Origin of the sequence: Chondrinema litorale (assembly GCF_026250525.1) — a bacterium.
Taxonomy (GTDB): domain Bacteria; phylum Bacteroidota; class Bacteroidia; order Cytophagales; family Flammeovirgaceae; genus Chondrinema; species Chondrinema litorale.
In genome coordinates this window covers 177,084-190,402 of the sequence record NZ_CP111047.1, presented here as the reverse complement: position 1 = coordinate 190,402, position 13,319 = coordinate 177,084, and the positions used below count along the sequence as shown (strand labels likewise).

Genomic DNA, 13,319 nt, shown 5'->3' with positions numbered 1-13,319 from the left:
AATACGAGCATTATTTATATTCCCATCAAAACATGCTCACATCTAATAAAAAAGGATATGAAGATATGGTCTTCAGATTTTGCCCTGACGAAATCTACAAAAATTATTATACAGCTAACAAATATTTTGAGAATCATTCTATCTTATTTTATGATAAATTAAAAGGTAAAATATGGAGTTTAGCCTACCTTATTTCTTTAGATCAGTGGTTGTTTTTAACTTTTGATGTACAAACCAAAACATTTGAAGAAGTAAGCATAAAAAATGGCTTCGATAAAAACGGTAAATATCAAGATGGAGGCTTTCTTTCTAGCAAGTTAGAACAAAATGCTGCCAAAATTGCATTTACAGATGTGTATCAAGATGCAACAAATAATATATGGTGGGGAACAAAAGATGGTGTATCTAAAATTTCACCACAAAGTAGTGCATTTCAAACTATCAAAACAAAAAAAGACGATATCCATTCGACATCTTCAAGCGATAAAAATGGTAATGTTTGGTATACTATTGAAGATACTTTGTTCTATTATGATGTAAACGTTTCTTCTTTAGCTTCTTATCCACTAAAAAACCATTTTAATAGTAATATGGATAGAACAAAAGGCCATACATTATTTACCATTATCGATATATATTTAGATAATTCAGATACAGTTTGGCTTGCTACAAATGATGGACTATTCGCATTTAATACCTTATCTAAAAAATTCAAAAGAGTAGATATTTCTACTTGGCAAAAAAGTATGCTAGCTCAAAAGCAAGACTATAACCAGAGGTATTTTTTAATAACTTGTAACGGGCTATCTCAGGAAAAAAATGGCGATTTTTGGCTGAGCTACTTTGGTAGATTAGTCAACTGGAAAGTTAAAGAAAACAAGGCATACAGCATTGTTTTTCCATTATGGACATGGGCAAAAGGTTTTGGGAGTAGAACAAGTGAAATAAATATAGACCCGAAAGGTAAAGTTTGGGTCGGTACCTTAGATGCTGGTCTACATGTCTTTAATCCAGATGATATTAAAGACCCTATGGATGTATCTATTGATATTTTCAAAACCTTTAATTTTGAAGGTGCTGAACCCAAATTTGTTGATTCTAAAGGTAATATGTGGGCTACCTCACTTTCATCTGGTGTTATCAGAATCAATACCGAGACATATAACTATACACAGTTTACTAAAGATGAAGGACTAGCGGATAACAATACTTTTAATGTAATAGAAGATCGAAAAGGGAGAATTTGGATAGGTACTGCTAACGGACTTTCTTGCTATACCCCAGAAACAAAAAAGTTTAAAAACTATTACAAAAGTTATGGTTTGCCTTCTAATATTATTGGAGGCAGAAAATCGTCTTTAACCTCAAATGGAGAAATATTTATTCCTACCAATAAAGGCATTGTTATTTTTGATCCTGATAATATTTATACAAGTTCTATCAAACCTAGAATAGCTTTTACAGACTTTAAAGTTAATGGAAAGGAATTATCCATTAGTCAAAAAAACTCTCCTTTAAATAGTGATATTTCATTAAGCAAAGCCATTACACTCCCCTATTGGCAAAATGATCTGTCAATCAGTTTTTCTGCACTCCATTTCGATGATACACAGAAAAATCAGTATGCAGTTTTTATGGAGAATGATGATGAAAATTGGAGAAATATAGGAATCCAACATACTGTGGAATACACGAATTTGAACCCCGGTAGCTATATTTTTAATGTGAGAGCTTCTAATAGTGATGGTGTATGGAACAAAACAGGTATTACTCTCGATATTACTATTTTACCTCCGTGGTGGGCTACTTGGCGGGCTTATACAATTTACATAGCACTAATTATCAGTTTATTAGTGCATTTTACAGATACAAAATTAACCGAAAATTACAATTGGCAGAAGCCAAACGATTACATGAATTAGATAGTTTTAAAACGAGGTTTTATACCAATATCACACACGAATTTATAACTCCCCTTACAATTATATTAGGTTTAGCCAAAGATGTAATCATTAAACGGAATCCTAGTTCTCTTCTTCAATTAGTAAATCAAATGCTTGATCTTTCTAAGATTGAAAGCGGTACATTAAAAGTAAATCTCAGTCAAAGTAACATTATTGCTTATCTTAAATACCTCACAGAAACTTTCCATTCATTAGCTGAAAACCATCAAATTACCATTCATTTTATTTCTGAACTACATGAAATTAACATGGATTATGACAAAGATAAGATTCTACATATTATTACCAATCTACTTTCTAATGCTGTAAAATTTACTCCCAAAGGTGGCAATATCTATTTATTAGTCGACCAAATTATCGATAATAACCAAGTATATTTACAGGTAAAAGTAAAGGATACTGGCATCGGTATTCCAAATGAGGAACTAGCACTTATTTTTGACAGGTTTTATCAGACAAATAATTCCATTTCGAAACATAGTGAAAATTCTGATTTTGGTTCTGGCTTAGGACTCGCAGTTACAAAAGAGCTTGTACTGTTACTTAAAGGAGAGATTTTAGCAAATAGTAAAGTTGGTAGAGGCACAGAAATAATATTAAAACTACCTATTACTCAACATGCCAAGATTATTAATGAAGAATTTGATAATGATGTACTCCAAGAAATTAGAACTTCTAATAAACCTGAAAAAGAAGTAATTCAGCAAGAAGTAAATCAAAATAACAGTATGTCTTTAATCTTAATAGTAGAAGATAGTGCAGATGTTATCTATTATTTAAAAACATGCTTAAAATATGATTACAAAATTGAAACCGCTTCAAACGGAAATGAAGGTATAAACAAAGCAAAGGTTTTGGTTCCGGATATAATTATAAGTGATGTAATGATGCCAATAAAAGATGGTTATACACTCTGTTATGAATTGAAATCTGATATTTTAACCAGTCATATTCCAATAATTTTACTTACAGCCAAAGCCATGTTAGAAAATAGAATTGAGGGTTTAGAAGCAGGAGCCGATGCATATTTAACCAAACCGTTCGACAAAGTTGAACTGGAAGCTTGTATCAAAAACCTCATGATGCAGCGAGAAAGATTATGGAAAAGTTATAGATCTGCAAAAGTTAATGATTCTACCTTAAAAGGTTTGAGTATACAAGACAGCAAATTCATTGAAAAAGCGCATAACATACTAGATAGATACAAATCAGATTCTGACTTTAATGGCGAGAAATTACTAAAAGAATTGGGAGTAAGTAGAACTTTTCTGCACGTTAAATTAAAGGCACTTACAGGAAAATCTACAACAGAATTTATCCGAGTTTACAGACTTAAATATGCAGCTAAACTCATCAAAAACGGCTATGGAAACCTTACAGAAATCTCACTAGAAACAGGGTTTGCTAACCAAAGTTATTTTTCCAAAGCTTTTAAAGACTATTATGGTGTTTCACCCTCAACTTTTGCTAAAGAAAAAAGTTAGCTTGCTGTTAATACACTTGATTTAGCGTACTTTAACCCGATAATAGTAATATCATCTCTTTGTTCCATATTTTGCTGATGCTTTTTAAGCGAGTTTGAAATGATTACTTTTTGCTGTTTCAAGGGCAAATCGGCTACACAGCTTAATATTTTGCTAAATCTTTCTGAACCGTACCTCTTACCTTCTGGATCGTTTTGGTCAATTAATCCATCGCTATACAAATAAATAACAGCATCTTTAGGGAGAGTTAAATGACTGGATTCAAATTTCTTATTTGGGTTTTCTATACCGCCTATTCTTTTTCTAGAACCTCTTACAGTATGCAGATGCCCATCCAAATAATAATCCATACGTTGATAGCTACCTCCAAAAACAATATCTAATTCGTCTTCTTTTTCATCAATAACTAATACAGAAACATCCATTCCATCTCTGTTGTTAGTTAGCTCTTGTTGAAGAATACTTTTTAAATAACTATCTACTTTGTACATGATCGAGGCAGGATCATACTCCTGTTCTATTTTCACAATCTGATTGAAAACTGCATTCCCGATTAATGTCATAAAAGCACCTGGAACACCATGCCCAGTACAATCTGCTTCTATAAAAATGGTCTTCTTACCAAACTTATGCATCCAATAAAAATCACCAGATACAATGTCCTTAGGTTTATATAGTATAAAATGTTCTTCAAAAGTGCTTTGCAAGGTTAGCTGATCAGGTAAAAATGCCTGCTGTATAGTTTGGGCTGCATTAATACTTTCATTTATTCTTCTCTGGTATCTCAACAATTCAAAATTGCTTTGTTCTAACATCTTACTTTGTTGAAATAGCTGTTTCTGTGTCTTTCTTAATTGACCGTTACTATCCGTCAAGAATTGATTCTTCTTTAAAAACATTTTAGACAGATAAAATATAATTATGGTTATGCAAGAAATATTAATTAAGGCTAACAAAGTTGAAACATTATGATTTAATGTTTCTGGTCGTAAATAGGCTAAATAAGGCTCTATAAAGTACGATAAAAAGCATAATCCAAGAAAGATAATAAACCACCAAAAATCTCCTTCTCCTCTTTTAATAACGCTTGTTACAAACAAAGATATGAGTGACCAAAGCATTACTATACCTGATGAAAGATAACCTCCCAATGTCCATTGTAAGGCAAAAGGAAGCATTAAGCTTATAAATATTTGTATATTTCTAGCAAAATCAAACTTTTTTGAATAATTGAAATAAAGTAAGTTAAAGAAAGTAATGACAACATAACCATAAGGGATATAAGATTGTCTATATAGTTCAAGAAATAATAAAAGTGAACCCCAAAGTATACCTCCGCAAGACATTAGCATACCCATATAAACCATCATATTTTTGCTATTCCTCACAGCTCTATCTTCTGCTGGAAGAACACCAATAATTGAAAGCTTTCCTAAGATGTGAGAAAAATTGATAGCCGTGTTCATTATTGTTGAGAGTGATTAATAAACAGTGAAACCATCAGTTTTCTCAACATAATAGAGTTTATAAATACCCTATTTGTTAAATTAAGGTATCCTAGTGAAGGAATTATTTTAAAATACTTTTTCAACTTTTTCATATCTGCACACACGATTCTATTTGCCCTAAGTATTAACATATTTACTTACAATCATAACTTTTAAGCTAATTAAGCGTATTTCAAGCAAGATTTTTCTATGCTTCTATAATAAGCAATAGCTTATATATTTAAACCGAAAAACACCAAATGCATTATACTTATATAGTATCATTTACATATTGTTAAGTTTTAAGTAATATTCGAAAAGTATAATTAAAAGTTAAAATGATCATAAAAGTTAATAGCCTAAACACAAAAACGATACAAAAAGTATTTTTAGAAGGTAACCTATAGTTCCATTTGCTACTTAACAAATAGCATTTTTTGTATTAATCATACTTTACAGTACTTTTTTATTAACAATAAATAGCATTTGAAGATGATAAATCTGAGTGTTTTTCCCCTCATTTTATCAATTAATAGCTTTTTAAAATAGGTTTAACCAGATTCAGGGTTAGCTTTTCTACATCTGTCTCTGTATATACATATAAAAATTTGAATTTTTCTTAACTTAAAGGAATGGCAAGGTTGCTAATGTAATAATTACAAAATTGTCAAAAGGGTTAAAGTATTAATATGAAGAAATTGTACAAATAATTGAATAAAATAGAAAAATTCACCACCGGAAAAAATCTTGTATATGGTGCAGCTTTGCTATCTGCATTATTAATTTTTCTTGTAGCTATTCCAATCGGGGAAACACACTGGTCAGTAGATTTTATTGGTCGTTTCCACCCATTGTTTGTACACATTCCTATAGGTGTACTTTTGGGTCTTTTCCTATTGGAGTTTTTAAATTTACTTCGACCATCTCTTCAATTAAAACCTGCTTGTAACATCTTATTATGGTTTGCAATAATCTCTGCTGTACCCACTATTATCGCTGGAAAATTTCTAGCAGTTTCTGGTGGATATGGTAGCCAGACATTAGTTATTCATAAATGGTTTGGCCTTTTTACAGTTATTCTTAGTATTTGGCTTTTAGTGTTACGCCAGCAAACTAAAGCATCTTCGCTATCTAAATTCACCAATTACCATAAAGCCTTACTTTTAAATGTATTCATCTTAGGATTAACAGGACATTATGGAGGTTCGCTAACACATGGCACTAATTATCTCACAGAAAGTTTACCACCAGAACTCAAATCGCTATTTGGAGACGATCCCTATGAGTTAGATGGTATAGTTGCCATGGAAGCAAGTCTTGTAGACCAAACTCTAAACTCCTACGATTTTGCAAAAGATATTGAGCCAATTACCAAAACCTATTGCATTAGCTGTCATAACGAAGAGAAGCAAAAAGGAGGGCTCAGGTTAGATAACATCGATCCTGATTTGGTTTATGGTAAAGATGCTGAAACTTGGCGAGCTATGCTAAATATGATCAATACTGGTGAAATGCCTCCTAAAGAAGAAGATCAATTAAAGGATGAAGAAAGAACGGTTTTAGTCGACTGGATTACAGCTTCGATACATTATGCTGTTGAGGTAAAAAAATCTGAAGAAACAGGCGTTATCAGAAGATTAACCAGAAATCAATACACTAATTCACTCAATAAAATATTAAATGTCTCTATACGCTTCGGAGATGTATTACCAGAAGATGGCAAATCTGAAATGGGTTTTAGTAATAATGGAAATGTTTTACAAGTTTCTCCGCTGCATATAGAATACTTCAAACAAATTGCTAGAGAAGCTTTAGATAAAGCCATTGCTCCTCCTGAAAAACCTACAGTTACTCATTACAGAATTACTTTTGGAAAGGGAATTGGTGTAGGGAAAGTTTCCGCAATGATTGGTGGTTACCAAAGTGCTCCAATTAATTCAGATGATTTTACTGTTGAAATACTCGATGAAGATGGAAAGCCAAAAACTGGTTTAGACAGTCTTGAAGAAGCTCATCTTACAGAAATCAAAATGAATATTGGTGTTGGAATGCGTGGTTCTGATGCAGATCGCTATGAGGTGGTAGATGAGGGAATAATGCTCTACTCAGCTTTACCACATAAAGAAGTAACTCCAAAATCTTGGCAAGGTCCTTCTCCTAATTTAAAATTGTTATTCCGCAATTATTTTCCAATGAATGGCGATTTTAAATTTAGAGTAAAAGCTTCTAAAGGTTATCAATGGTATTCTCAAAAAGAAGGATTTATTGCTTTAAGAAATAAAAAACCTGTTAAAGGTATTCGAGAAGTAATCAATCTAGAAGCAAAAAACTGTAAAGAAACAGCTAACCTACAGCTAAAAAATGACTTCTTGATTCCTAAAGAAGTAACAGGAGAAAGTATAGCAAAATATAAATTTATTGCGCCTAAAGAAGGCTATTACCAAATAGATTTTGCGCATCCTTATGTGGCAGACGATGGCATGCCATCTATGACATTAAAGGTAGATAAACACAAAATACAAGAACGATTACACTTTGATAAGTCTCTGGAAAGCACAAAAGAACTAATCACGCAAGTTACTTTAGCATTTCTTAAAGCTGGTGAGCATACTTTAGAAATCGGTGGCAATTTCTTTGTTGGATTTAGCAAAGTAACAGTTACACCATTTCCAGAAGACCATCCAATTTCAATTCAATTAAAATCTGAAGCAGAACAAAGTAGGGCTAAGTATGATAATGATGTGCCGGTTATAAGGGCTTTTGCAGGTGCTCGAACAGACGATGGAATGGATTATAAGACATTTGATAATTTCCAGAATGTGACTGCTAAAATAGGTGAACCTGATACTTATACTTTTAAAGGAAGATTGGAAAATTTACCTATTCCGGTAATTGATACAGTAGAAACAGAAATTCTGGCAAATATCATGATTCTCGGTTTATGGAATGATTATCTGGTAAAAGACAATCAAGATTCTGGCCCGCCATTATTAATTAAATCGCTAGAATTTGAGGCTCCATTCTATCCAAATTGGCCACCAGAAAGCCACGAAAAGATATTTTTCACTTCACCTGATAAAGACAATAAAGAGCTTTACACCAAACAAGTACTGAAAAAATTTATTGAAGAAGCCTATCGCAGGCCAATGGCTGATAAGGACATAGAGCCTTATATGAAATTCTGGAATAACATTAAAGGTGATTACGATCGATATGAAGATGGCGTAAAAGAAGTACTTGTAGCAGTGCTTTGCTCACCAAATTTTATTTATTTGGCTGAACCTGAAAGCGATGCCTCAGAAGATGAAAAAGAGTTCTTTTTAGCATCTCGACTATCTTATTTTCTTTGGAATTCACCTCCCGATGAAGAACTAATAGAATTAGCAGAAGATGGTGATTTGCATGAAACAAGTACGCTCAAAGACCAAGTAAATAGGATGTTGCAAGATGAGAAATCTTGGAGAATGATTGAAACTTTTGCAGAAGAATGGCTTCGAATAGATCGCCATAAAGCCATGAGTGTGAACGTGAATGAATATGAAGATTTTACTCGATTTGTGAAACAAGATATGGCCAATGAAACCAATCATTTCATCCATCATGTACTAAAAGAAAATCTGAGTATTTTCAACCTGATAGAATCAGACTTTGCCATGTTAAACCAGAATTTGGCTGAGTTTTATGGAATTGAAGGTGTGAAAGGCAGCTATTTCCGTCCAGTTGCGATTACTTCTGAGATGCATCGAGGTGGTTTATTATCGCAAGGAGCATTCTTAAGTGGGCATTCAGATGGCACACAGGCACATGCGATTAAGCGTGCTGTTTGGTTAAGATCAAAAATTTTGGGAAGCCCACCACCACCACCGCCGCCAAATGTACCTGAACTCGATCCGGAAACACCTGGCTTCGAGCAGTTAACACTCAAAGAACAGCTTTTTATTCATAGAAATAGTCCATCTTGTATGGATTGCCACAAAAAGATCGATCCTTATGGAATTGCATTTGAAAACTACAATGCAGTTGGCCGCTTTGAGACGATGGCAAAAGAAAAGCCGATCGATACAAAAGCAGAACTACCAAATGGACATGAAGTAGATGGCATTGATGAGATAAAGAAATATATTTTAGAAATGAAAAGCGAAGATTTTACTCGCTCATTGGTGAAATATTTATATGCCTATGCATTGGGTAGAGATGTAACATTTGTAGATGAAGAAGAGATTGAATCGATTGTGAGAAAAGTTCGGGAAGATGATTACCAGTTTCAATCAATATTCGAAAACATAGTAACTAGTCCATCATTTAAGGGAGAATTCAAATCAAAAACATTATGGGGAAGAAATCTTTAAAATTAGATAGAAGAACATTTGTGAAAGGTCTTGGTGTTGCTTGCATGCTTCCTTATATGGAAGCAATGGGAAACCCATTTGAAGGAGCCAAATCAAGTTCAGAAATCCCTAAGCGTCTTTGCTTTATGTATTTCCCTAATGGTGTAGGTCTACCTCCGGCAAACAATCCAGATTATAAAGATTGGAGTTGGTTCCCCATGGGTGCTGGTAGAGATTTTCGATTTACTAAAACTCTTTCTCCATTAGTGCCTTACAAAAAGGATCTTTCTATTTTTGGTGGATTAAGCCATCCTAAAAGTAGAAATTTGCTAGGCCATCTCGCTGGTGATACTTGGTTAACAGGTGGAGATTTAAGAGGAAATGAATATCAGAATAGCATTTCTTTAGATCAAGTGGTGGCTCAAAAATTTAGTAAGTTTACCAGAATTCCATATTTGGCACTTTCAACAGATGGCGGTGTGGGTTACAAATCTCGTGTATCTACACTTTCATTCGATCATACAGGAAAAGCACTTCCTTCTGAACACCGCCAGAGACAAATTTTTGAACGTTACTTTGCTCCGGGAGGTGGAGCGACTACCAATGCACGACAGAAAAGTCTGCAACAAGATCAAAAAATTGTAGACATGATTTTAGATGATAGTAAAAGGCTACAAAAAAGATTAGGCAAAAATGACCAACAAAAGTTAGATGAATACATGACTTCCCTTAATTCTGTGGAAGAGCAAATTAAAAGAAATGAAAAATGGTTAAATGTTCCGATGAAGGATTTTAGTGCCGATCATTTAAATTTTAATGTAAATGCTTCTGTTGATCCGGAAAGTTATATTAGATCTACAATTGATCTAATGGTACTTGCCATGCAGGTTGATCTCACAAGAGTGATGACCTATATGATTGCACGAGAAGATGGCCTTGGCTTAGGCGAAAACTTCCCTAAATTGGCCTTAGGTTTAAACCGTGGACACCATACTATTAGCCACGATAAATCTGCAAACCATTGGAAAGAATGGGGAAGTTACGATCAATGGATTGCCAAGCAATTTGCCTATTTTCTAGATAAAATGAAAAATACACATGATGAATACGGTTCATTACTAGACAATACAATTGTACTTTATGGAAGTGCCTGTAGTACTACACACGATGCTGTAAACTATCCATTAATTTTAGCTGGTGGAAAGAATATGGGTGTACAACACGGCAAGTATGAAAGATTCGACGACCATACACCAATGTCTAACCTTTTTGTAAGTATGCTTAATACTTTAGGTATTGAAACTAGTAGCTTCTCAGACAGCACAGGCAAACTTAAAACGGATATTTTGGCTTGATAAAATGTAATTTGAATGTATTAATCAATTGGCTACGAAGCTATCTTAGCGCCTAATACCAATACATCATCAATCTGCTTTTCAGATTGTTTCCATTCTATAAATGCATCTTTGAGTACATATAATTGCTCTTGCATTGGCCTATGTGCATTTTCTTCAATTAGAGAACGCATCCTTTTTTGCCCTAACTTCACTTTTTGCTCTTCTCCACCAAATTGATCTTGATACCCATCTGAAAACAAATAAAGACTTACCTCATTTTCATATGTAATAACATGCTTATCAAAAGAATTATCTAAACTTTTTACTTGCCCTCCCACTCCTTTTCTATTGCCCTTAATTACCATCATCTCATTGTCTTTTATAAGATATAACGGATTTCTAGCACCGGCAAATGCTATTGTTTTCTTTGAAGGTGTAATTGTACACAAAGACATATCCATTCCATCTCGGCCACCATTTTGATTTTGATGCAATGTATTTACAACCTCACTATGAAGTAACTCAAGAATTTCATCTGGTTCAGTAATGCCATAACCATTGATGATTTTATTTAACAGTGTGTTTCCAATTAAAGACATAAATGCCCCTGGAACACCATGACCTGTACAATCTACAGCCGCTAATATAATTTTGTCATTTCTTGTTGTTGCCCAGTAGAAATCACCACTAACCACATCTTTAGGTCTAAAGAATACAAAATATTCTGAAAAGATGTCCTGCAAAAGATCTTGCTTTGGCAATATAGAATTTTGTATTCTTTGTGCATAATTGATACTATCAGTAATATGTTTATTTTTTGTCTGAATAGTCTCAAAAGATTGTTTTAACTGCTTTTCTGCAGCTCTTCTATCAGAGATATCTTCAGCAATTACAATGTAACCAGAGGCCTCACCAACTTCATTTTTAATACTTGCAATTGATAGCGATACTGGAAAAGAATTGCCATTTTTTCTTACAAAATTGATATCTGTAATGAATGTATTATTCCCACTAGTGAGCTGTGCTGTAAATAAGCCAAATTCATTTTCTACTTCTACTGATTTGTTTAATGCCTCCACTTTCAAATTTGCCATCTCAACAGAATCAAAAAATAAAGCTGGTGTTTGCTTATTAATAACTTCTTCTGCATTGTAGCCAAGAAATTTCTCTGCAGTTTTATTAAAGCTAGTGATAATCCCATTAGTATCAGTAGCAATAATGATTGCCGCTGCACTATTAAACAATGCAGATTGAAAAGCATAAGCCTCCGAAAGTTCTTCCTGAAAGTTTAATAATTCTTGATTGTGTTTACGTGTGCGCTCTTCAACATTTTTATGCTCAGTAATATCTTGCTGAACATATATATATTTGTCAACTTCTCCCTTTTCATCGAAAATTGGAGTGATTTGGATGCAACTCCAATAAGGAAGCCCTAATCTGTGATAACATTGAAACTCTACAAAAAATGGAATTTTCTGCTTTAAGAATTTACAGATGTGGTTTTTAGTTTCCAAATTTATCTCATCCCCTTGTAGTAATTCCTCTGGTTTTTTGCCAATAATGTCTTTTAAAGTATACCCAGATATTTGAGAGAAACCTTTATTTACCCACTCTGCTTTTCCATCTTTATCCGTAATAATTACTCCATTGCTCACCTCTTCTGCTACTTGCGACAAGAGCTTTAATTCTTTCTTTTGGCGAACCAATAAGTTATAAGAAATTTCAAGATCTGTATTTTTATCACTAAGGCTTTCATTCATTATCTTCATTTCCTCAGCCTGATTCATCAACTCTTCTTTTATGTTTTCGAGCTCCTCATTACTATCTTTTAGCTGACTTTTTTGCTTTTGAAGCTCATTCTGTTGTATCTTAAGTAGTCTGTTTCGATCTTTTAATTTCAAATAATTTCTATCCAGCGCATTAATTACAGGTCTAAAAATAAAGAGGCCTTCAATTGCCAATATAAGTAATGCGACTAGTAAAAGACTAAATTCTATTTTCTCTAACTGTCGAATTTTATTGTTCGATTCAAACTCATATTCATTCACTATTTGATCCATAATAGATAAAAAATCTTTCTCATTGGCTAAAATGGTGTGAACTGATTTGGCAACAGTAGTAGAATCATAAGTATGTGTATCTACAAGAATATTTACACTTTTCTGAATTTCTTTAAAATGCGGATTTAACTTGCTAAACAAATTCTGTATCGATGCAGTGTTTTCTATGCTTTTAAGGTGCAAACACGAATCTCCGTATTGTAAACCAAAATGAACTTTTTCCCATAACTCAAAAACTTCTTTTAATTCCTTTTTTGAGTCTGTAATATTAAATTCAGCATAATCAATAATAAGTGCAAGCTTCGCTATTTTCTGGCTCAACATACGCTGGCGCCCAGCAATGTTAATTATACCTGCATCACTAGATAATTTTAATATACTGTGGTGTATTAATAATTGACTAAAAATGATGATGATGGCAATAATTGACAAAGCAAGAACATAGATTTTTCTTAATCCATTGGTAGGGTGTTTAGTTCTTGATCTCATCTGTAGCTGTTTAGACGTTCATAGCTTTATACAGCCTTAATAGGCTTTTGTTAATGATGTTAGTACTAGTTACAGCGTTTCTAATTTATCTAAATTATTTGGTGGTTTAGTTAGCTTTAATCAATTTGAAAGAGGTATTAATAATATTTAAACAATTAGTTTACCCAATT

Annotated in this window: 6 protein-coding genes; 4 read left to right on the top strand and 2 right to left on the bottom strand. The window is 33.2% G+C overall.

Annotated elements, in window-relative coordinates; genetic code table 11:
• The first annotated feature begins 32 nt into the window (after positions 1-32).
• Both OQ292_RS26810 and OQ292_RS26805 read left to right on the top strand, forming a co-directional pair.
• Complete coding sequence (locus tag OQ292_RS26810; protein WP_284687170.1) at positions 33-1,922, top strand: ligand-binding sensor domain-containing protein; 1,890 nt, start codon at positions 33-35, stop codon at positions 1,920-1,922.
• A complete protein-coding gene (locus OQ292_RS26805) occupies positions 1,892-3,448 on the top strand; it encodes a hybrid sensor histidine kinase/response regulator transcription factor (protein ID WP_284687169.1) in 1,557 nt (518 codons plus the stop codon). Before OQ292_RS26810 ends, OQ292_RS26805 begins: the two co-directional genes overlap by 31 nt.
• Here OQ292_RS26805 and OQ292_RS26800 read toward each other — a convergent pair.
• Positions 3,445-4,914 carry a PP2C family protein-serine/threonine phosphatase gene (locus OQ292_RS26800; protein WP_284687168.1) on the bottom strand — a complete coding sequence of 490 codons (1,470 nt, stop codon included), beginning with the start codon at positions 4,912-4,914 and terminating at the stop codon, positions 3,445-3,447. The genes OQ292_RS26805 and OQ292_RS26800 overlap by 4 nt on opposite strands.
• Before the next feature lie 731 nt (positions 4,915-5,645).
• Here OQ292_RS26800 and OQ292_RS26795 point away from each other — a divergent pair.
• Positions 5,646-9,284, top strand: coding sequence for a DUF1592 domain-containing protein (locus tag OQ292_RS26795; protein ID WP_284687167.1), 3,639 nt, complete (start codon positions 5,646-5,648; stop codon positions 9,282-9,284).
• Complete coding sequence (locus OQ292_RS26790; protein WP_284687166.1) at positions 9,266-10,618, top strand: DUF1552 domain-containing protein; 1,353 nt, start codon at positions 9,266-9,268, stop codon at positions 10,616-10,618. The genes OQ292_RS26795 and OQ292_RS26790 overlap by 19 nt, the downstream gene beginning before the upstream one ends.
• A gap of 32 nt (positions 10,619-10,650) precedes the next feature.
• Here the strand turns inward: OQ292_RS26790 and OQ292_RS26785 are convergent, their stop codons facing one another.
• The gene (locus tag OQ292_RS26785) at positions 10,651-13,149 is read right to left on the bottom strand and encodes a PAS domain S-box protein (RefSeq protein ID WP_284687165.1); all 2,499 of its coding nucleotides are present in this window, start codon (positions 13,147-13,149) and stop codon (positions 10,651-10,653) included.
• Between the last annotated feature and the right edge of the window lie 170 nt (positions 13,150-13,319).